Source organism: Mycobacterium alsense (assembly GCF_002086635.1).
Classification (GTDB): domain Bacteria; phylum Actinomycetota; class Actinomycetes; order Mycobacteriales; family Mycobacteriaceae; genus Mycobacterium; species Mycobacterium alsense.
The window spans coordinates 16,111-36,065 of the sequence record NZ_MVHD01000024.1; the positions used below are offsets into that span (position 1 = coordinate 16,111).

General features: G+C 69.9%; 18 protein-coding genes and 1 pseudogene. 9 read left to right on the forward strand and 10 right to left on the reverse strand.

What is annotated here, in order from left to right; genetic code table 11:
* Nucleotides 1–68: 68 nt before the first annotated feature.
* Together BST11_RS14740 and BST11_RS14745 are read left to right on the forward strand one after the other, a co-directional pair.
* A complete protein-coding gene (locus BST11_RS14740; RefSeq protein WP_083138722.1) occupies nucleotides 69–428 on the forward strand; it encodes a hypothetical protein in 360 nt (119 codons plus the stop codon).
* Between the two features lie 287 nt (nucleotides 429–715).
* Nucleotides 716–1,246, forward strand: a pseudogene (locus tag BST11_RS14745) (PE family protein); the annotation flags it as partial.
* A gap of 10 nt (nucleotides 1,247–1,256) precedes the next feature.
* Here the strand turns inward: BST11_RS14745 and BST11_RS14750 are convergent.
* From BST11_RS14750 to BST11_RS14770, 5 genes are read right to left on the reverse strand one after another with little or no spacing between them, the layout of a single operon-like run.
* On the reverse strand, nucleotides 1,257–1,874 hold the full coding sequence (locus BST11_RS14750; protein ID WP_083138679.1) for a TetR/AcrR family transcriptional regulator: 618 nt from the start codon (nucleotides 1,872–1,874) through the stop codon (nucleotides 1,257–1,259).
* Nucleotides 1,875–1,883: 9 nt separating this feature from the next.
* Nucleotides 1,884–3,050, reverse strand: coding sequence for a lipid-transfer protein (locus BST11_RS14755; RefSeq protein WP_083138680.1), 1,167 nt, complete (start codon nucleotides 3,048–3,050; stop codon nucleotides 1,884–1,886).
* Nucleotides 3,047–3,499, reverse strand: coding sequence for a MaoC family dehydratase (locus tag BST11_RS14760; RefSeq protein ID WP_083138681.1), 453 nt, complete (start codon nucleotides 3,497–3,499; stop codon nucleotides 3,047–3,049). The genes BST11_RS14755 and BST11_RS14760 overlap by 4 nt, the downstream gene beginning before the upstream one ends.
* A gap of 51 nt (nucleotides 3,500–3,550) precedes the next feature.
* On the reverse strand, nucleotides 3,551–3,958 hold the full coding sequence (locus BST11_RS14765; protein WP_083138682.1) for a Zn-ribbon domain-containing OB-fold protein: 408 nt from the start codon (nucleotides 3,956–3,958) through the stop codon (nucleotides 3,551–3,553).
* Nucleotides 3,958–4,503, reverse strand: a complete 546-nt coding sequence (locus tag BST11_RS14770) for an FAS1-like dehydratase domain-containing protein (RefSeq protein WP_083138683.1) — start codon at nucleotides 4,501–4,503, stop codon at nucleotides 3,958–3,960. Before BST11_RS14770 ends, BST11_RS14765 begins: the two co-directional genes overlap by 1 nt.
* 247 nt (nucleotides 4,504–4,750) lie before the next feature.
* Here BST11_RS14770 and BST11_RS14775 point away from each other — a divergent pair, with 247 nt between their 5' ends.
* Together BST11_RS14775 and BST11_RS14780 are read left to right on the forward strand one after the other, a co-directional pair.
* Nucleotides 4,751–6,199 carry an aldehyde dehydrogenase family protein gene (locus tag BST11_RS14775; protein WP_083138684.1) on the forward strand — a complete coding sequence of 483 codons (1,449 nt, stop codon included), beginning with the start codon at nucleotides 4,751–4,753 and terminating at the stop codon, nucleotides 6,197–6,199.
* A 75-nt stretch (nucleotides 6,200–6,274) separates the two neighbouring features.
* Nucleotides 6,275–7,183, forward strand: a complete 909-nt coding sequence (locus BST11_RS14780) for an alpha/beta fold hydrolase (protein ID WP_083138685.1) — start codon at nucleotides 6,275–6,277, stop codon at nucleotides 7,181–7,183.
* A gap of 23 nt (nucleotides 7,184–7,206) precedes the next feature.
* Here the strand turns inward: BST11_RS14780 and BST11_RS14785 are convergent, their stop codons facing one another.
* Entirely contained in the window at nucleotides 7,207–8,445 is a 1,239-nt protein-coding gene (locus BST11_RS14785) for a type II toxin-antitoxin system HipA family toxin (RefSeq protein ID WP_083138686.1), read from the reverse strand.
* Nucleotides 8,442–8,777: a helix-turn-helix domain-containing protein gene (locus tag BST11_RS14790; RefSeq protein ID WP_308211604.1), complete on the reverse strand. Its 336-nt coding sequence runs from the start codon at nucleotides 8,775–8,777 to the stop codon at nucleotides 8,442–8,444. Before BST11_RS14790 ends, BST11_RS14785 begins: the two co-directional genes overlap by 4 nt.
* 121 nt (nucleotides 8,778–8,898) lie before the next feature.
* Between BST11_RS14790 and BST11_RS14795 the strand changes: the two genes are divergently transcribed.
* Complete coding sequence (locus tag BST11_RS14795) at nucleotides 8,899–10,308, forward strand: acyl-CoA synthetase (RefSeq protein WP_083138687.1); 1,410 nt, start codon at nucleotides 8,899–8,901, stop codon at nucleotides 10,306–10,308.
* 138 nt (nucleotides 10,309–10,446) lie between these two features.
* The gene (locus tag BST11_RS14800) at nucleotides 10,447–11,721 is read left to right on the forward strand and encodes an MFS transporter (RefSeq protein ID WP_083138724.1); all 1,275 of its coding nucleotides are present in this window, start codon (nucleotides 10,447–10,449) and stop codon (nucleotides 11,719–11,721) included.
* On the opposite strand, the gene dapD is transcribed toward BST11_RS14800, so the two are convergent.
* On the reverse strand, nucleotides 11,718–12,671 hold the full coding sequence (dapD, locus tag BST11_RS14805; RefSeq protein ID WP_142276365.1) for a 2,3,4,5-tetrahydropyridine-2,6-dicarboxylate N-succinyltransferase: 954 nt from the start codon (nucleotides 12,669–12,671) through the stop codon (nucleotides 11,718–11,720). The genes BST11_RS14800 and dapD overlap by 4 nt on opposite strands.
* 35 nt (nucleotides 12,672–12,706) lie before the next feature.
* Here dapD and dapE point away from each other — a divergent pair, with 35 nt between their 5' ends.
* A complete protein-coding gene (dapE, locus tag BST11_RS14810; protein ID WP_083138689.1) occupies nucleotides 12,707–13,771 on the forward strand; it encodes a succinyl-diaminopimelate desuccinylase in 1,065 nt (354 codons plus the stop codon).
* 3 nt (nucleotides 13,772–13,774) lie between these two features.
* Here dapE and BST11_RS14815 read toward each other — a convergent pair whose 3' ends face one another.
* Together BST11_RS14815 and BST11_RS14820 are read right to left on the reverse strand one after the other, a co-directional pair.
* On the reverse strand, nucleotides 13,775–15,271 hold the full coding sequence (locus BST11_RS14815) for a cellulase family glycosylhydrolase (protein WP_083138690.1): 1,497 nt from the start codon (nucleotides 15,269–15,271) through the stop codon (nucleotides 13,775–13,777).
* Between the two features lie 90 nt (nucleotides 15,272–15,361).
* On the reverse strand, nucleotides 15,362–17,488 hold the full coding sequence (locus BST11_RS14820) for an ATP-binding cassette domain-containing protein (RefSeq protein WP_169834914.1): 2,127 nt from the start codon (nucleotides 17,486–17,488) through the stop codon (nucleotides 15,362–15,364).
* 61 nt (nucleotides 17,489–17,549) lie between these two features.
* Here BST11_RS14820 and BST11_RS14825 point away from each other — a divergent pair, with 61 nt between their 5' ends.
* Entirely contained in the window at nucleotides 17,550–18,113 is a 564-nt protein-coding gene (locus BST11_RS14825; RefSeq protein WP_083138691.1) for a TIGR00730 family Rossman fold protein, read from the forward strand.
* A gap of 41 nt (nucleotides 18,114–18,154) precedes the next feature.
* Nucleotides 18,155–19,939 (forward strand): long-chain-acyl-CoA synthetase FadD6, encoded by a 1,785-nt coding sequence (gene fadD6, locus BST11_RS14830; protein WP_083138692.1) that lies wholly within the window; start codon nucleotides 18,155–18,157, stop codon nucleotides 19,937–19,939.
* Nucleotides 19,940–19,955 lie beyond the last annotated feature (16 nt).

The window sequence follows — 19,955 nt, forward strand, 5'->3', positions numbered from 1 at the left end:
CACGGCCGGCCGTCGCGCGTGAACCCCCAGCAGGGTCGCGCCGGTCGGGCGGTAGCTTCGGCTAGGTGATCGTTACGGGGGCCTTTCTTGCCGAAGCGGCCTCGGTGGTCGACAACAAGCTTTGCGTGACCGGCGGCGTGCTGTCCCGGTTCGTGGTCGGGCCCGACCGGGAGGCCCGGTTTCTGCTCGTGGTCCTGACCCAGTCGGAGTCCGACGATTCCGGCGCTCGGGTGCGCGTGGAGATCTGGCCCCCGACCGGTGAGGAACCGCTTCGCCTCGCCTACGAGATGCCCGGACAGGCCATGGTCGGCGAGATCGGGTTTGCGTACTTCCCGGTCGAGGTGACCCTGCCCGTCGACGGCCGGTGGGTGATCGTCGTGGCCGGCGGCCCCGGAGTGATCTCACTGCCGCTGGTGGTCAGCGAGTGACGCGGTTTGCTGGGCGGCCCGACCCCGCCAAAATCTGCGGTACCGTCAATTGAGCGAATCCGGCGCCTAGCCGACCGAAGCCCTGCCATCAGCGCGTTTCCCCGACTCTGGGTCTGCGCTCCCCGGTGCAGTTGTCCCTTTCGTCGCGCCAGTCACGATGGCCTCAGAAGTCTTCTTTTGAAAACAATGAATTGGAAGATTTGCCCGAAACCGGAACCGTCATGTGCTAAGCGCGTACAGTCCCCGAGCTATTAGAGGTCGTGCAGCCCAGGGAACGTGGGCCCGAGATGGCGTCGTTTGTCATCGCAACGCCCGAGATGATGGCGGCGGCGGCCGGGAATTTGACCGGGATCGGCTCGGCGGTGCGGGCAGCCAATTTGGCGGCGGCGGGGTCGACGACGCAGGTGTTGGCGGCGGCTCAGGATGAGGTGTCCGCGGCGATCGCGGAAATGTTCGGCACCTATGGCCGGGATTTTCAGACCCTGAGCGCGCAGGCCACGGCGTTCCATGAGCAGTTTGTGGCGGCGCTCACGGGTGCGGGTGGCGCATATGGGCTCGCGGAGGCGGCGAACGTGTCGCCGTTGCAGACGCTGGAAGACGACGTTCTGGGTGTGATCAATGCGCCCACGAACCTGCTGCTGGGTCGGCCGTTGATCGGCAACGGCACCGACGGCGCATCGGGAACGGGTCAGGCCGGCGGGCCGGGCGGAATTTTGATCGGCAATGGCGGCAACGGCGGGCAGGGCAGCGGGGGACAGCACGGCGGCGCCGGCGGGTCCGGCGGCCGGTTCTTCGGCAGCAACGGCCTAGACGGGGGCTAGCACACGCTCATTGGGCGCGCCGGGTCCGCGGCCGCTCCGCGGCGAAGCCGCGCACCACGTGCGCGCGCACCCATTCCGCAACCACCTCGGGGTCGTCCAAGTCCAGCGTCGACGACGGCGTGCTGAAGAGCGAAAAGAGTATGCGCGCGAACCATTCCCCGGCGGCCTCGACGTCGAGATCCTTGCGGACCTCCCCGGTGAGCCTGGCCGCCGAAAGATAGGGCGCGAAGAAGTCGACGCACTCGCGCAGCAGCAGGGCCGCGTCCTTGGTCAGCAGCAGGCTGACCGCGTCCTCGTCGAAGTACTTCTCCGAGGAGATGACCCGCCGCGCCTGGGTCACGAACACCGCGGCCCGGCTCAGCTTGTCCTCGAGCGAGCTTCCGCGGTCCATCGCCTTGGTCATCTCGCGGTAGAAGCGCTCGGACGCGTGCTCGGCGCACGCCTCGACGATCGCGGCCTTGTCGCCGAAATATTCGTAGATGGTGCTCCGCGAAACGCCTGCGCGCCTGGCGATGTCGACGATCGTCGCCTTCTGCAGTCCCTGCTTGCCGAAGCACTCGAACGCCGACTCCACGATGAGCTCGCGCGTGTCGGACGCCTGGGTCGGCGGGGAAGCCCGGGTCATCGGGGCACCTCAGTCCGACGGCGCGAGGATCAGCCCGCTGGTCGGCACCCCGGTGCCCGACGTCACCAGCACGTGCTCGACGTCGTCGACCTGGTTGTACGACGTGCCGCGTACCTGACGCACGCCCTCGGTGATGCCGTTCATGCCGTGGATATAGGCCTCGCCGAGCAGCCCGCCGTTGGTGTTGATCGGGAATTCGCCACCGAGCGAGAGCCGCTCGACGGTGGCGAAGTCCTTGGCCTCGCCGCGCCCGCAGAAGCCGAGCTCCTCGAGCTGGGTGAACACGAACGGCGTGAAATGGTCGTAGATGAAGGCGGTTTGGATGTCCTGCGGCTTGAGGCCCGAGTCGCGCCACAGCCGGTCGGCGACCACGCCCATCTCCGGAAGGCCGGTGATGTCGTCGCGGTAGTAGCTGGTCATCATCTCGCCGTTGGCGGCCGCGCCCTGAGCGGCCGCGGTGATGATCGCCGGCGGCTGCCGCAGGTCGCGGGCCCGTTCGGCGCTGGTCACCACCAGCGCGACGCCGCCGTCGCTTTCCTGGCAGCAATCCAGCAGGCGCAGCACCGGTTCGACGATCCAGCGCGAATTCTGGTGGTCCTCAAGCGTGATGGGGCGCTGGTAGAACCAGGCGTCGGGATTGTTGGCGGCATGCGCGCGGTCGACGACGGCGATCCGGCCGAAGTCCTCGTTGGTCACCCCGTACGTGGACATGTAGCGCTGGGCGTGCATCGCGACCCACGCCGCGGGGGTGAGCAATCCGAACGGCGCGTAATGCGCCATGAACAGCGGGGTCTCGGCGCTGGTGCGCCCGCTGCCCCCGAACCGGAAGCCCGAGCGCTCGTTGAAGGCGCGCCAGCAGACCACCACGTCGGCGACGCCGGTCGCGACCGCCATCGCCGCGTGCACCACGGTGCCCGCCGCCGCCCCGCCGCCGTGATGGACGCGGGAGAAGAAGCTCAGATCGCCGATGCCCACGTTGCGGGCGATGTCGATCTCGTCGCTGGAGTCCATGGTGAAGGTGACCATTCCGTCGACGTCCGCCGGCGCCAGGCCGGCGTCGTCGAGTGCGGCACTGACCGCCTCGCAGGCCAATTGGAGCTCGCTGCGCCCGGACTCCTTGGAGAACTCCGTCTGGCCGATCCCCACGATCGCGCAGCTGCCGGGCAGGCGGCTCACGAGCCGGCCCCGTCGAGCAGGCTGAGCACCGCGGTGCCCGAGACGTGATCGCCCAGGCTGTTGGCGCCCTTGAACGCCACCTCGACGAAGTCCTCACCGCCGGAGCCCTGAGTTTTGCCGGTCACGGTGCCGGTGAAGCGCAGCGGGTCGTCGGGGAAGCTGGGCACCCCGAGGCGGATCGAGAGGTTCTTGACCATCGCCTCGGGTCCGGCCCAGTCGGTGAGGAAACGCACGCAGTACCCGTTGGTGGTCAGGATGTTCATGAACAGGTTGGGCGAGCCCTGCTTGTTGGCGTAGTCGCGGTCGTGGTGCACCGGCATGAAGTCCCGCGACGCGATCGCACCGGCGACGATCAACGTTGTGGTTACGGGGATTTCGAGCGGCGCGACCTCGTCGCCCACTTCGATGTCGGCCCACCGCAAGGTGGTTCGGGTCTTGGCGGTCGTCATCGGATTCCTTCCGGGATGGGTGTGTCGCAAGCGAGTTGGGCTGCAGGCCAATTACTTCCGGGGCCGGAACTGGTGCAACACCAGGTCTCCATCGCTGCCTTCGAACGCCTGGAAGTACACCTCCACGGGCATCCCGGCGGTGGCGTCGGCCGGGTCGACGCCGCACAGGTTCGACACCAGCCGCACCCCTTCGTCGAGCTGTACCAGCGCAACGATGTACGGGTAGTCGAAGAAGGGGAACCGCGGTTCGTGCGGCACGACGTAGCTGTAGAGGGTGCCGCGGCCCGACGATTCGATGGCCTCCCACTCGAGGGAGCGGCATTGGGGGCACATGGGGCGGGGCGGGTGGCGCAGCGCGCCGCACCCGCTGCAGCGCTGGATCAGCAACTTGTGCTCGCGCAGCCCGTTCCAGAAGAACTCGGTGTCCGGGCTGATCGCCGGGGCAAGGCGGGGCGCCATCAGCCCGCCGGCCTGAATCGCAGCATGCGGAAGCGCTGTCGGCCCAGCACTTCACCGTTCTGATCGGTGTAAGTGGTCAGCCAGGTCAGAAAGAAGCCGGTGCCCAGCGCGGTCTTCTTCTCCTCCGAGACGCCCTCGTAGACCGCCGTCGCGCTGATGACATCGCCCAGGCGGGGATAGCGCTCGATCTCGAACTCCGAGTTGGTCGCCACGGTGCTGGTGTAGCCCGCCTCGTCGAGGAATGCCGTGGGGTTGGAGGTGATCTCGACCGGGGAGCCGCCGCGGTCGCCGATCCCCTCGAGCTTCGGGGACGGCATCGTCCAGGTCTGCAGCATGACCGGTGGCGAGACGATGCCGCCGAACCGCGAGGACGCGGCGAACTCCGGATCGAGGTAGACGGGGTTCAGGTCGTCGAGCGCGTGCGCCCAGTGCCGGATCATGGGCTGGTTGACGGGATCCGGTGCCACCGAGGGCTTTCCGGTGCCGCCAGTGGGCTGCCCGACCAGCGCCCGCACTTTGGCGCTGACGGTCTCTGAATCGGTCACAAACGCTGCCCTCCTGACGTGTTGGTGGCCCGAAGGGCTGCACGGCCGGCCCTTTTGGCGTCGTCGACGCGCGATCGGACAGACGGCCCAGATCTGTCCGCGACCTTGTGTGTACTCTGCGCGGACCATCACTGTCAATACGCCCGAACGCGGTGAGATAGCGGGAATTTCGCGCCGTCGGCGATTGACGCCGCGCTCCGGCGGGGTGAACACTGAGTCTTTATCTGACCGACGGTGAGGGAATTAGATGGGACTCGTTGACGCTTACCGGCTCTACATCGACGGCGGCTGGGTCGAACCGGACGACGGCCGCTACGACGACGTCGACCCGGCCACCGAAAAAACCATCGCCACCGCGCCCGATGCGAGCGTCGGGCAGGTGAGGGAGGCGATCGGCGCCGCGCGCCGCGCGTTCGACAGCGGGCCGTGGGGCACCGCGACCCCCGAGGACCGGGCCGGCTGCCTCAACCAGCTCGGCGACGCGCTGCTCAAGCACGCCGACGAGTTCTTCGCGCTGGCGCAGACCGAGTGGGGCTGCGTCGCCAACGAGCGCATGATGCAGATCGACGGCGCCGGATACATGTCCATGCACGCGGCCCAGCTCGCCACGAAGCTGACCGACGAACCGGTCACCGGGATCGGCGCCGGCACCACGCTGCTGCGGCGCGAGCCGCTCGGCGTCGTGTCGATCCTGACGCCGTGGAACTTCCCGCACTGCCTCAACGTCATGAAGGTCAACAACGCGCTGGCCGCCGGCAACACCGTCGTGCTCAAGCCCTCGCCGCTGACGCCGCTGGCCGGGCTCGCGCTGGCCCGAATCATCGACGAGCACACCGACATTCCACCGGGTGTGGTCAATGTCGTCACGCCGTCGGGCCTCGACGCCGCCAAGCTGCTCACCACCGACCCGCGCATCGACATGATCAGCTTCACCGGCAGCTCGGCCGTCGGTTGCGAGGTGATGCGCGCCGCGGGCGACGCCATGAAGCGGCTGCTGCTGGAGTGCGGCGGGAAATCGGCCAGCATCGTCCTCGACGACGCGCAGGTCAGCGACGAGATGCTGCGGCAGATGCTGTTCGACTGCTGCTCGCTGCACGCCGGTCAGGCCTGCATCCTGCACAGCCGGTTGCTGCTGCCGGACTCGCTGCACGACGACGTCGTCGACCGGCTCGTCGCGCTCGCCCGCGACGTCAAGGTCGGCGACCCCCGGGACCCCGAAACCCAGATGGGGCCGCTCATCAGCGCGGCGCAGCTACAGCGGGTCCAGGCGCACGTCGCGGGCGCGCTCGACGAGGGGGCCAAGCTCGCGGCCGGCGGCGGACGTCCCGCCGGCCTGGGCGCCGGCTACTACTTCGAACCGACGATCCTCACCGGCGTCGACCCGGATTCCACGATCGCCCAGGAGGAGGTGTTCGGGCCCGTGCTGTCGGTGCTGCGCTACCGCGACGACGACGACGCCGTCGCGGTCGCCAACAACTCGCGCTACGGGCTGTCGGGCGCCGTGTGGGGCGCCGACGTGGATCGGGCCGTCGGCGTCGCCCGCCGCATCCGCACCGGCCAGGTCGCGGTCAACGGCGTCGGGCCCGGCGACGCCCCCTTCGGCGGGTTCAAGCTGAGCGGGTTCGGGCGGGAGAGCGGCGGCGTCAGCGGCCTGCACCAGTACATGGAGGTGAAGGCCATCGGGGTCCCGGCCTGAGGGCGCCGCCGAGCCCGCGGGGCTGCGTTGCCGCCGGAATTTCGAAAATCGCTTGTCACGTGCAAAGCTGCTGGCATGGCCCTCGAGATCGCCCGCCCCAAGCTCGAAGGCAATGTCGCGGTCGGGAGGAACCGCCAGCTCGGCTTCGCCGAATTCGGTGACCCGCAGGGCCGGGCGGTGTTCTGGCTGCACGGTACCCCCGGCGCGCGCCGGCAGATCCCCACCGAGGCCCGCGTCTACGCCGAACAACACGGCATCCGCCTGATCGGCATCGACCGGCCCGGCATCGGGTCGTCGACCCCGCACCGGTACGAGAACATCCGCGCGTTCGGCGACGACCTGCGGACGGTCGCGGACACGCTGGGCATCGACAAGATGGCGGTCATCGGCCTTTCGGGCGGCGGCCCGTACGCCCTCGCGTCGGCCGCGGTGTTGCCCGATCGGGTGGTGGACGTCGGCGTGCTGGGCGGCGTCGCGCCGTTCCTCGGCGACGAGGGGATCACCAGCGGCCTGATGAACCTGGGTAAGCGGGTGGCGCCCCTGCTGCGGCTGGGCGGCGACCCGCTGCGGATCGGCGCCAGCCTGATGGTCCGGGCCATCCGTCCGGTCGCGAACCCGGCGCTGTACCTGTATGCCGCGATTTCGCCCGAAGCCGACCGGCGCCTGCTGACCCGGCCCGAGTTCGGGGCGATGTTCCTCGACGACCTGCTCAACGGCAGCCGCAAACAACTGGCCGCGCCGTTCAACGACATCATCCTGTTCACGCGGGACTGGGGATTCCGGCTCGAGGAGGTCAAGGTCCCGGTCCGCTGGTGGCACGGCGACCACGACCACATCGTGCCGTTCGCCCACGGCGAGCACGTCGTGGCCCGGCTGCCCGACGCCGAACTCTTCCACCTACCGGAGGAAAGCCATCTGGCCGGGCTCGGCCGCGGCGAGGAGATCCTGTCCACCCTGATGAAGGTCTGGGACGAGCGTGCCTGAGCCGGTGGGCGAGTGTATGCCATTTACGTCAGGGTCGCGATGCGAGATCGAAGCATCTCGGACAACAATTCGGTCTTACGTTCGTCGAACCCGATTTGGTCGCACCGGTCCGGCCACTGCGCTGCCCCATCGACGACGTCGTTGATCATGCTGGCGGGCGCCCGTTCGCGGAGACCAAGCCGGGCCGCCGCTTCCATGAAATGATTGCGGTTCAAGCGATTTGCGCGCCCATAGAGCGGCAACGCCATCGAGTCGCGCCACCCCGCGTAGGGCTGCGTTGTGAGCAAGTCATAAGCGGGCGTTGGTCGCCAGAGCCCGTCCGGGCAATAGATCGACAGATTCTTCCCATGCAAGTCGCCATTGCCGATTAGCCAGGAGAACACCACGGTCCGCAGCAGGTCGAGGGCGGCCGCAGCCCGCGAACCTCCGCCGCGCGCGCAGGCGTCGGCCAAAGAAGCGATCGCCGTTTGGGCGTGGATGCGGTACTTCGCGGCGGGGTAGACGGAAGCGACTTGGCAGGCGTCCTCTTGGGCGATCCGGACATCGCCCTGCCGATCAAATCGGTGGACCAGCAGTGCGCTTCGGCCGGCGGCGTCGTGGATCAGTTGAGTCTGTGCTGCGCGCAGTCCGCAATCGACCGCCATTTGCATGAAGAAGTGTTCATTTTCGACGAGTCGGGGAAAGCCCGTCGGCGGATTTAGCTTGAGGATCGCGGGTCCTGTCGTTGTTCTCGCGGGTGTCGACCATATGGCCGCGCTGACTTTGGGCTGAACTCCGGAAAGTCCGACGGGATCGGCATCGACAGAGCCGGTGAGGCGTTGGAAAACTTTCCGAAAGTCGGTATCCCGCGCGGGATCGAACATCGGCTCACGTTCCGGGGGGGAGGTGCCGGCAGGTAGAACGCGAACATTTCCGATCGTGTCGCCGCCGATCGCAAGGAGCAGCGTGAAATGGTCGTCCACCGACGTTTTCGTGGACGAGGTCACCACCCCCAGCCGGACACCTTCGGGAAGCAGTCCGGCAAAGAATGGAGGAACCGCGCCGCCCGTCGTTATCAGGGGGTAGTCCCCGTCCAAGGGAAGGGACCATGACACTGATCGAGTGCGGATAGTCAACGCAGTCAACTTGGGGGCCACCGGCTTCGGGTCGCGGTATTCAAAGCGGATCTCGTCGCCGGGCAGACGAACGAGGTTGGCGACGATCGCGTCGGCGAGGTAGACGTCGGCTTCCCCGACCTCTCGAAGGTCGGACGGTCGGATCATGTCGCTGCGAGGTTGGCGTCGCCAGCCGTGATCACTTCCAGCCGAAGGCCGAGTACGTCGGCGATTTCGACAAGCGAAGCGAGTTTCACGGATCCGGTGCCGTATTCGAGGGCTTGGACGCTGTACCGGGAGACACCTGATAGGTCGGCCACCAATTGCTGAGTGAGCCCCAGATGAACCCGCCTGGTCGCGAATACTTTCCCTATGCGTGTGATTTCAGGCAGAGCAGATCGGGGGGCTGGGTTAGTCCTGCGTGGCGCCCTCCTGCCCGGTGCAACGCGTGATATTTCACGCATAAGAGGCCCGTCGGGGCTGCGGGCTTGGCCGGACATACATTACGCGTGATTTTCCATGCATAGCACTATGCTGCCCCTGTCCTGACCCCTTGTCAAGCCATAATGCCTGATTTCCCAGGCATTACCTGCGTGGCCGCCCGCCGGGTAACCTGCTCACGTGCTGCTCGCGTCGCTGAATCCCTCGGCCGCCACCACCGCGGACATCGCCGACGCCGTGCGCATCGACGGTGTCGCGCTGAGCCGCAGCGGCCTGGTCGGCGCCGCGACGTCGGTGGCCGAGCGGGTGGCCGGGGCGCAGCGGGTGGCGATCCTGGCCACGCCGACCGCGTCGACGGTGCTGGCGGTCACCGGCTGCCTGATCGCCGGCGTGCCCTTCGTCCCCGTGCCCTCCGACGTCGGCGTCGCCGAGCGTAGGCACATGCTCACCGACTCGGGCGCGCACGCGTGGCTGGGCCCGGAACCCGTGGAGCGAGAAGGGTTGCCGCACATCCCGGTTCGGCTGCACGCCCGCTCCTGGCACCGCTATCCCGAGCCGTCGCCCGACGCCACCGCGATGATCATCTACACCTCGGGCACCACCGGGCTGCCCAAGGGCGTGCAGCTGAGCCGCCGCGCGATCGCCGCGGACCTGGACGCGCTGGCCGAGGCCTGGCAGTGGACGGCCGACGATGTGCTGGTGCACGGCCTGCCGCTGTTCCACGTGCACGGACTCGTGCTGGGCCTGCTGGGGTCGCTGCGGGTCGGAAACCGCTTCGTGCACACCGGAAAACCGACGCCCGCCGGCTACGCGGAGGCGGGGGGCACGCTGTATTTCGGGGTGCCCACGGTGTGGTCGCGGATCGTGGCCGACGCGGCGGCGGCCGAGGCGCTGCGCCCGGCGCGGCTGCTGGTTTCCGGCAGCGCGCCGCTGCCGGTGCCGGTGTTCGACCGGCTGGTCGAGCTCACCGGGCATCAGCCCATCGAGCGCTACGGCACCTCGGAATCGCTGATCACGATCTCCACCCGCGCCGACGGCGAACGCCGCGCGGGCTGGGTGGGGCTGCCGCTGCCCGGCGTAACGACCAGGCTGCTCGACGACGACGGCAACCCGGTGCCGCACGACGGGGAAACCGTTGGGCGCCTTCAGGTTCGGGGGCCGACGATGTTCGACGGCTACCTGAATCGACCCGAGGCCACCGCGGAGGCCTTCGACGCCGACGGCTGGTATCGCACCGGCGACGTCGCCGTCGTCGACGCCGGCGGGATGCACCGCATCGTGGGCCGCGAGTCCGTCGACCTGATCAAGTCCGGCGGGTATCGCATCGGCGCGGGCGAGATCGAGACGTCGCTGCTGGGGCACCCCGGCGTGCAGGAGGCCGCCGTCGTCGGGCTGCCCGACGAGGACCTGGGCCAGCGCATCGTCGCCTACGTCGTCGGCGCGTCGGGCCTGAACGCCGATGAGCTGATCGACCATGTCGCGCAGGAGCTTTCGATCCACAAGCGGCCGCGCGAGGTGCGGCTGGTTCAGGAGCTGCCCCGCAACGCGATGGGCAAGGTTTTGAAGAAGCAGCTGCTGTCGGAGGGCTAGCCTTTGGCTAGCCTCTTTCCCCGCGAGGGGTCCGCAAATGTACACATTTGCGGCGTGCCGCCGTACAGACACGCGCGTTCGCGGGATTCACGTACCGTCGTACGGGTGAACCCAACCGTCGTGGCCGCCGCCACCCCGATGCGGCGGGTCGCGATCGCCTGCCTGGTCGGCTCGGCGATCGAGTTCTACGACTTCTTGATCTACGGCACCGCGGCGGCGCTGGTGTTCCCGGCGGTGTTCTTTCCGCACCTCACCCCCGCCACGGCGACGATCGCCTCGATGGCCACGTTCGCGACGGCGTTTTTGTCCCGGCCGCTGGGCGCGGCCGCGTTCGGCTACTTCGGCGACCGAATGGGCCGCAAGAAGACCCTGGTCGCCACGCTGCTGATCATGGGCCTGTCGACGGTCAGCGTCGGCCTGGTCCCCAGCAGCGGGTCGATCGGCGCGGCGGCCCCGCTGGTCCTGGTCGCGCTGCGGCTGCTGCAGGGGTTCGCCGTCGGCGGCGAATGGGCGGGGTCGGCGCTGCTGAGCGCCGAATACGCGCCGGCCGACCAGCGCGGCCGATACGGCATGTTCACCCTGATGGGCGGCGGCACCGCCGCGGTGCTGAGCAGCGCGACCTTCCTGGGGGTCAACGTCACCATCGGCGAGGACAGCCCCGCGTTTCTGCACTGGGGATGGCGGCTGCCGTTCCTGGCCAGCTCGGTGCTGATCGCGCTCGCGCTGTACGTGCGCCTGAACATCGAGGAAACCCCGGTGTTCGCGGAGGAGAAGGCGCGTGAGCTGGTGCCCAAGGCGCCGCTGGCCGAGCTGCTGCGGCTGCAACGCCGCGAGATCGCGCTGGCGGCCGGCAGCATCCTCGGCGCGCTGGGCTTCATCTACATGGCCAACACCTATCTGGCCGCCTACGCGCACTCACACCTGGGATATTCGCGCAACTTCATCTGGTTCGTCGGCGCGCTGGGCGGTTTCGCGAGCATGACGTTCATGGCGAGCTCGGCCATCCTGTGCGACCGGCTCGGGCGCCGCCGCCTCATGCTGGTGGGCTGGACCGGCTGCCTGCTGTGGGCGTTCGCGGTGATGCCGCTGTTGAACACGGGCAAACCCGCCGGGTACGCGGTCGCGATCGTCGGCATGTGCGCCGTCGCGGCGATCGGCTCCGGCCCGACGGCGGCGTTCCTTCCCGAGCTGTTCGCCACCCGCTACCGCTACAGCGGGGTGGCGCTGGCGCAAAACCTCGCGGGCCTCGTCGGGAGCGCGACGCCGCCGCTGATCGCCGGGACGCTGCTGGCCACCTACGGCAGCTGGGCGATCGGGCTGATGCTGGCCACGCTCACGTCGGTCAGCCTGGTGTGCACCTACCTGCTGCCGGAAACCCACGGAACGGCGCTGGGCCTGGATCAGTCGGCCTAGTTGGCGTGCAGGTCCTCGTTCAGGGCGATGCCCCGCCCGTCGCGAGCGACCACCTCGACGGCCCCGGTGACCGAATTGCGGCGGAACAACAGGTTGTTTGCCCCGGAGAGCTCGCGGGCCTTGACCGCGGTGCCGTCGGGCATGGCGACCTTGGTGCCGGCGGTGAGGTACAGGCCGGCCTCGACGACGCAGTCGTCGCCCAATGAGATCCCCAAGCCCGCGTTGGCGCCGAGCAGACACCGCTTGCCGATCGAAATCACTTGCGTGCCACCGCCGGACAGCGTTCCCATGATCGACGCCCCGCCGCCGATGTCCGATCCGTCGCCCACCACCACGCCGGCCGAGATCCGCCCCTCGACCATCGACGCGCCCAGGGTGCCCGCGTTGTAGTTGACGAAGCCCTCGTGCATCACCGTGGTGCCCGGCGCCAGGTGGGCGCCCAGGCGCACCCGGTCCGCGTCGGCGATGCGCACGCCCGTCGGCAGCACGTAGTCGACCATCCGCGGGAACTTGTCGACGCCGTAGACCGCCACCGGCCCGTGGCGGCGCAGCCGCGCCCGCACGGCCTCGAAACCCTCGATCGCGCAGGGCCCGCGGTTGGTCCACACGACATTGGTCAATACCCCGAACAAGCCGCCGGCGTTCAGCCCGTGCGGCGCCACCAACCGGTGCGACAGCAGATGCAGCCGCAGGTAGGCGTCGTAGGCGTCGGCGGCCACCTCGTCCAGCGAGCCGATGGTCGTGCGCACCGCGATGGTCTCGGTGCCGCGGTCGTCGTCGCGGCCGACCAGCGCGGCCAGTTCGGGGGGAACGTCGGACAGCGCGAGTCGCGACGTGCCGGCGCCGTCACCTTCGGTCAGTTCCGGTGCGGGAAACCACGTGTCGAGCACCGACCCGTCGGAGGCCAGCGTCGCCAGCCCGATACCTGCAGCTCCAGTCACGGCGGCCAGGTTACTTGGCCCGGCGAGCCAGATACCCTTGGGGCGTGCTGGACCTACGCGGCGACCCCGTCCAACTGACCGCGGCGCTGGTCGACATCCCCAGCGAATCGAGGGACGAGGCCCGCCTGGCCGACGAGGTGGAGGCGGCGCTGAGGGCGCAGACGACCGGCTTCGACATCGTCCGCAACGGCAACGCCGTGCTGGCTCGCACTTCGCTGAACAAGCCGACCCGGGTGCTGCTGGCCGGGCACCTCGACACCGTGCCGATCGCCGACAACGTGCCCAGCCGCCGCGAGGACGGCGAGTTGTATGGCTGCGGCACCGCGGACATGAAGTCCGGTGACGCGGTCTTTCTGCACCTGGCCGCCACCGTGGCCGAGCCGGTGCACGACCTGTCGCTGGTGTTCTACGACTGCGAGGAAATCGATGCCGCCGCAAACGGTTTGGGCCGCATCGAACGCGAGCTTCCGGAGTGGCTGTCCGCCGACGTGGCGATCCTGGGCGAACCGACCGGCGGGTACATCGAGGCCGGCTGCCAGGGCACGCTGCGTGTGGTGATCAGCGCGGCGGGGACCCGCGCTCATTCGGCCCGATCGTGGTTGGGCGACAACGCAATTCACAAGCTCGGCGCGGTGCTGGACCGGCTGGCCGGATATCGCCCGCGCCGCGTCGACATCGACGGGTGCGAGTACCGCGAGGGTCTGTCGGCCGTGCGCGTCGACGGCGGCGTGGCCGGCAACGTGATTCCCGACGCGGCGTCGGTGACCGTCAACTTCCGCTTCGCCCCCGATCGTTCCCTGGACGCCGCGCTGCGTCATGTCCACGAGGTGTTCGACGGCCTCGACGTGACCGTCGAGCAGACCGACGCCGCGGCGGGCGCGCTGCCCGGGTTGTCGCAGCCCGCAGCCAAGGCGCTGGTCGAGGCCGCCGGCGGGCGGGTGCGGGCCAAGTACGGCTGGACCGACGTGGCGCGCTTCGCCGCGCTGGGCATCCCCGCGGTCAACTTCGGCCCGGGCGACCCCAACCTGGCGCACACCCGCGACGAACGGGTCGCGGTCGGCGACATCACCGCCGCGGCGGAGATGCTGCGGCGCTATCTGAGCGGGTAGCCATCACGGCGTCACGGTGACGTCGACGGTGTCGGCGCCCGCGTTCGCGACGACGGCCAACACCGGGGCGTTGGGCGCCGAAACCACCTGTCCGCCAGCGACACTCACGTGGTAGCCGTTCGGATATTCGATGGGCGGCACCGAGACGAGCGTCTGCGCGGTCGGGGCGAACCGGCCCGCGCGGTCGGCCCGTAGCGTCGTGTAGCACAGCCGGAACGTGCCCGACCGGAAGAACCAGAACCTCGGTGTGCCGGCGATCACTTGCGGGTACGGTGCGGCGAGCACGGCGAGCTTGGCGGCGTTGACGTTGGCGCCCGTCGGCGGCTGGCTGGGATCGAAGACCAGCGCCTGGTCGTTGGGCGACGAACTCGTCTTGTCGTTGCCGGTGTACGCCCACTCCAACCAGCCCATCCGGTGCCGGTCGGTGTGGCGCATCACCTCGGCGATGTTGTTGAGATCGTTGGTGGCGCCGAACTCGGTCAGCAGCGGGGGGATGTGCATGAAGTCCGCGTAGAGGCTCGCGTTGGTGATCGTGAGGCCGTCCTCGAAGCGGCAGGTGATGTTCTTGTGCAGCACCGATTCGATGGCGCAGTAGTCGTGGAAGGTGAAGCCGGTGCTCGGGTCGACGACGCGCCCGACGTCGGTGTGGATGCCCTCGGCGAACAACGTGTTCGGCTCGTAGAACACCAGCGTGGTCGGGTCGGCCGCGCGAATCGTCGGCACCACCTTGCGATAGAACACGGTCAGCTTGTGGTCCTGCAGGGGGCAGCCCAGGATCGGGTTGAAGCAGCCCTCCCAGATGAAGCCGGGCCACGGCTCGTTGAGCACCTCGTAGCCGAAGACGCCGGGGTTGCCGCGGAAGAAGGTGGCGACGTGCGCCCAGGCGCGCGCGTAGTGGTCCTGCAGCCCGATCCCGTCCGGCGCCGGGGCGTTTCGCCAGAAGGCGTGCCAGGCGTGCTCCTCGGCCGGGTTGAGGAAGTAGTTGCCGGGAAAGCCGAGTTGCGGGTTGGGCAGGCCCGCGTCCTGCACCGCCCACGCCGGCGCGCCCTCGCCCTGGAAGGCCTCGTTGTAGAGGTCCTGATGGAAGTCGAGCAGGCTGATGATGCCGTGAGCCGCCAGCGTCGCCACGGTCTGCGCAATCGAGGTGAGGTAGTTGTCGTCGTAGGTGAGCGGCTGCGGCTCCACCGCCGCCCAGATGACCCCCACCCGCATCGCGTTGAACCCGTTGGCTTGCAGGAAGGCCGCGTCGTCGTCGCCGAACCCGTCGGCCGCCGGCTCGTAGGGCGGCACCTTGTACACGTGGTTGAGCCCGTGCAGGATGACGACGCGCCCGTCGGTGTCGGTCATCCACCGCCCGACGTGGCCGAGCGGCAGCGTCGGCCCGGTGGCCGCCGCCCGCGCCGCCGGCGGGGCGACGACCGAGGACGCGTCAGTCGTTGCCGCGGCGATCAGCAGGGCGGCTGCGAGCAGGCCGGCCGCGCGCGAAGGGCGGGTACGCATCGAGCCTCCAAAGCCCCCAGGTGAATTCGGCCAGCGAAGTCACTCTGGGAAACAGTGAGGCGTCATGGTCACCGTGGTGGCACGGTGGTGTCACGGTTCGCGCACAATGCGGCGCGCCTGCGCGTCGGCGGAGGCGGCCGCCGCGCGCATTCCGGCCGCCGCCAGATCGTCCGACACCGCGCGAAGCGCGGCTTCGTCACCCGCGGCCAGGGCCCGTGCGTGGGCGAGCGCGAGCCGGCCCGCGGCACAGTCGATTTCGCCGCACAGCCGGGCCAGCGGATCCGCCGCTCGGGTGTCACCGAGGCGGACGGCCTCGTGCCAGGCGCGCAGCGCCACGGCCGACTGCCCGCCGCGTTCGGCCGCGCGGGCGGCGTCGCGGGCGGCGTCCACCGCGCCGTGCGCGTCGCGCATGGTGGCCAGCCGCCACGCCCGCGCCACACCGAGCTCCGGGCTGAACAGCGCCGACTTGGTGCCGTGCCGAGATTCCGCGCGGCTCAACGCCTTTGCGGTCGCCGCGGTGTCGCCCTGCTGGGCCAGCGCGGTCGCCAGCAGCGTCAGCGAGAGCGGGCCCCACGAGTAGCCGGTGCGTTCCAGGGCGGCGGCCGCGGGCCCGAGCAGCGCTGCGGCTCTTCCGAATTCGCCACCGGCGATCAGCACGTGGGCCAGCAGCACCTCGCCGATCGCGCGGCCGGGCTGCTGCAGTTCGGCGAAGTCGGTGAACTGCTGGGCCAGCTCCCGCGCCGCGTCGAGCCGGCCGGCCATCAACAGCGCGGTGGTCTGGCCGAGCCCGATCGTGAAGCGCAGCAGCCCGGGATGCTCGGCGGCCAACGCGCGCTGCGCCAGGGGCTCGACGTCGCCGAAGCGGCCCTGCCGCGCCGCGCACAGCGCCGCCGCGCTGGCGGCCCAGGCCACCGCCTGGTCGTCGGCCGACGGCGACGCGAGGACCTCGCCGGCGACCTTGACCGCGTACCCGACGTTGCCCGCGTTCATCGCGAAGGTGGCACTCAGCGCGTCGAGGGTCAGGCGCGGACCCCCGTCCGACACGCGGCCGCGGATGGTGCGCAGGAACGCGGTGGCCCGCTCCGGCTCGCTGAGCATCCAGAACTGGTTGGCCGCCCGCAACAGCGTCCAGTCCATGAGTGCCTGCTCGGCCAGCGCGGCCGAGTCGACCTCGGCCAGCACCGCGTCGGCCTCGCGGCCACGGCCCTGCCACGCCAGGGCGTGGGCCAGCGCCAGCCGCGCCGCCAGGCCCCCGGAGCGCTGCAGCGCGGAGCGGGCCAGTCGCTCGCCGAGCGCGAGGTCGCCCAGCCGCAGCGCCTGCTGCGCGGCGGCGACGACCTCGGCGACGCGCTGGGGGGCGTCGCTATCGAGCGCCAGCGAGGCCAGCCGCAGCCGGTCGCTGAGGTGCCCCGACGGCCGCCGCGCCAGCAGCTCGACCACCTCGGTGCGCCGCCGGCGCGCATCGTCGGCGCCGAGCGCCGCGCGCGCCCGCGCGGCGAACAGCGGGTGCGCGGTGTAGACGACCGGGTCGTCACCGTCCCCGCGCACGCGGGTTTCGGCGGCCCCCAGGTCCTCGGCCTCGCCGACCGCGCCGTCGCCGGCCAGGGCGGTCAGGTCGGCCACCGACAGCGGCTCCGCGACGGCGAGGTACTCGAGCACGGCCCGCGCCGCGGCGGGCAACTCGGCGATGAACGCGTCGACCGCGGCGATTTCGGAGGGCCTTGTCGGCCCTCCCGGTGCCTCGATGTCGAGCCGCGGCAGCAGGTCGTCGGTCCACAGCGCCGCGATGGCGGCGGGCGCCGCTTCGGCGCGGGCGGTGACGATCATCCGCGCGGTGCCGGCCAGCGCCAGCTGGTACACGAGCGTGGCCGACAGGACGTCCAGCTCATGGGCGTCGTCGACGACGAGCAGCAGCTCATCGCCCCCGAGTGACGACCGGGCCGCCCGCAACAGGGCCGCGGGCTTGCCGATCTCCGAGATGGTGATCAGGTGGCCGAAAGCCCCGAACGGGACGGCGCGCTCGGTCGGGGTGCCGGTGACCCAGCGGGCGAGCGTGGCCGGGCGCGAGCGGGCGTAGCTTTCGGCGGCCAACCGGGCGAGCGTGGATTTCCCGCAGCCGTCGGGACCCAGCACGACGGCCCCCCGCCCGGCCGCGAGCGCGTCGCCCAGCCGCTGCAACGCCGCCTCGTGCTGGGGGACGTCCCATCGAATCGGCACCCGCCGGATTTTATTGCGCGCGGTGTGCGGGCCGCACCCGGCGTGGTCTACCTTTCGTGGTATGCCCGCGCAGCGCGACCCCTCCAGCCCGTGGGCGGTGTGCGTTTATTGCGCGTCGGGCCCCGACCATGCCGAATTGCTAGGGCTCGCTGCGGAACTCGGCGAGGCGATCGCCGAGCGCGGCTGGACCCTGGTGTGGGGCGGCGGTCGGGTGTCGGCGATGGGCGCGGTGGCCAGCGCCGCCCGCGCCCGGGGCGGCCGGACCGTCGGCGTCATCCCGCAGAACCTGATGCGCCGCGAGATCGCCGACGCGGAGGCCGACGAGCTGATCGTCAGCGACACCATGCACGAGCGCAAGCAGATCATGGAGAGCCGCGCCGACGCATTCATCGTGTTGCCCGGCGGCATCGGCACGCTGGACGAGCTGTTCGACGCCTGGACCACCGGTTTCCTCGGCGCGCACGACAAACCCATCGTCCTGCTGGACCCGTTCGGGCACTACGAGGGACTGTGGCTGTGGCTGTGCGGACTGCTCGACAGGGGATACATCACCCAAGCAGCGATGGATCGGTTGGTGCTGGTCGATAAGGTGGGTGCCGCAGTGGAGGCGTGCGCGCCAGCCTGAGGGCCGGCGTCCGAGGGGAATCACAGGAATAGAGGGACCAGTTGTCCGATCACAACGGGGGAGCGCGCACCGCGGTCCGACTGACCGACATCGCGGCCCGGGTGCCGGGGGTCCTTGCCGACCTCCCGGCGATCGTGCGCGGAATGCGGACCGGGCTGCTGGTCCAGCCGGGCTCGCACCGGTCGATCGGCACGGTGTTCGCCGAGCGGGCCGCCCGCTACGGTGACCGGGTCTTTCTGCGGTTCGGCGACCAGCAACTGACCTACCGCGACGCCAACGCGGCCGCCAACCGGTACGCCGCGGTGCTGGCCGCGCGCGGCGTGGGCAACGGCGACGTGGTCGCGATCATGCTGCGCAACTCGCCCCAGGCCGTGCTGTCGATGCTTGCCGCGGTCAAGTGCGGCGCGGTCGCCGGCATGCTCAACTACCACCAACGCGGCGAGGTGCTGGCGCACAGCCTCGGCCTGCTCGACGCCAAGGTCCTGGTCGCCGAGACCGACCTGGTCAGCGCCGTGGCCGAGTGCGGCGGCGCTGGCGCCACCGAGACGCTGACCGTCGAGGACCTGGAGCGGTTCGCGGTGAGCGCGCCGGCCACCAACCCCGCGTCGGCGTCGGCCGTGCGGGCGCGCGACACCGCGTTCTACATCTTCACCTCGGGCACGACGGGCTTCCCCAAGGCCAGCGTGATGACGCACCTGCGGTGGCTCAAGGCGCTCGCGGCGTTCGGCGGCATCGGGCTGCGGCTGAAGAGCTCCGACACGCTGTATTGCTGCCTGCCGCTGTACCACAACAACGCGCTGACGGTGGCGTTGTCGTCGGTGATCAACTCCGGGGCGACTTTGGCGCTGGGCCGCTCGTTCTCGGCGTCGAAGTTCTGGGACGAGGTGATCGCCTCCGACGCCACGGCGTTCATCTACATCGGCGAGATCTGCCGCTACCTGCTCAACCAGCCGCCCAAGCCGACCGACCGCGCGCATCGGGTGCGGCTGATCGCCGGCAACGGACTGCGCCCGGAGATCTGGGACGAGTTCACCAAGCGGTTCGGGATCGCGCGGGTGTGCGAGTTCTACGCCGCCAGCGAGGGCAACACCGCGTTCATCAACGTCTTCAACGTGCCGCGGACCACGGGCATCTTCCCGATGCCGCTGGCCTACGTGGAGTACGACACCGACACCGGCGAGCCGCTGCGCGACGAGAGCGGGCGGGTGCGCCGGGTGCCGCCCGGCCAGCCCGGCCTGCTGCTCAGCCCGGTCAACCGGCTACAGCCCTTCGACGGCTACACCGACAAGGAGTCGAGCGAAAAGAAGTTGGTGCGCAACGCTTTTCGTGAGGGCGATTGCTGGTTCAACTCGGGTGACGTGATGAGCCCGCAGGGCATGGGGCACGCCGCGTTCGTCGATCGGCTCGGCGACACGTTCCGGTGGAAGGGCGAGAACGTCGCCACCACGCAGGTCGAGGCGGCGCTGGCCTCCGACGACTCCGTCGAGGAGTGCACGGTGTTCGGCGTGGAGATCCCGCACACCGGGGGGCGCGCCGGGATGGCCGCGGTCAAGCTGCGCGACGGCGCCGAGTTCGACGGCGGATCCCTGGCCCGCGCCGTGTACGGCCAGCTGCCCGCCTACGCGCTGCCGTTGTTCGTGCGGGTGGTGAAGTCGCTGGAGCACACCACGACGTTCAAGAGCCGCAAGGTCGAGCTGCGGGATCAGGCCTACGGTTCGGACATCGACGACCCGCTGTACGTGCTGGCCGGCCGCGACGAGGGCTACGTGCCGTACTACGACGAGTACCCCGAAGAGGTGGCTCAAGGTAAGCGGCCGCAGGGCTAAAGGTCCCGTCTGCTAA

Excerpts from the sequence above, each read along its gene's own strand:
- BST11_RS14750 (WP_083138679.1), bottom strand. The coding sequence starts at position 1,874 with ATGACCCGGGCTTCCCCGCCGACCCAGGCGTCCGACACGCGCGAGCTC.
- BST11_RS14800 (WP_083138724.1), top strand. The coding sequence starts at position 10,447 with ATGCGGCGGGTCGCGATCGCCTGCCTGGTCGGCTCGGCGATCGAGTTC.
- BST11_RS14760 (WP_083138681.1), bottom strand. The coding sequence starts at position 3,499 with ATGACGACCGCCAAGACCCGAACCACCTTGCGGTGGGCCGACATCGAA.
- BST11_RS14785 (WP_083138686.1), bottom strand. The coding sequence starts at position 8,445 with ATGATCCGACCGTCCGACCTTCGAGAGGTCGGGGAAGCCGACGTCTAC.
- BST11_RS14765 (WP_083138682.1), bottom strand. The coding sequence starts at position 3,958 with ATGGCGCCCCGCCTTGCCCCGGCGATCAGCCCGGACACCGAGTTCTTC.
- BST11_RS14825 (WP_083138691.1), top strand. The coding sequence starts at position 17,550 with ATGCCCGCGCAGCGCGACCCCTCCAGCCCGTGGGCGGTGTGCGTTTAT.
- BST11_RS14815 (WP_083138690.1), bottom strand. The coding sequence starts at position 15,271 with ATGCGTACCCGCCCTTCGCGCGCGGCCGGCCTGCTCGCAGCCGCCCTG.
- BST11_RS14790 (WP_308211604.1), bottom strand. The coding sequence starts at position 8,777 with ATGTCCGGCCAAGCCCGCAGCCCCGACGGGCCTCTTATGCGTGAAATA.
- BST11_RS14780 (WP_083138685.1), top strand. The coding sequence starts at position 6,275 with ATGGCCCTCGAGATCGCCCGCCCCAAGCTCGAAGGCAATGTCGCGGTC.
- BST11_RS14775 (WP_083138684.1), top strand. The coding sequence starts at position 4,751 with ATGGGACTCGTTGACGCTTACCGGCTCTACATCGACGGCGGCTGGGTC.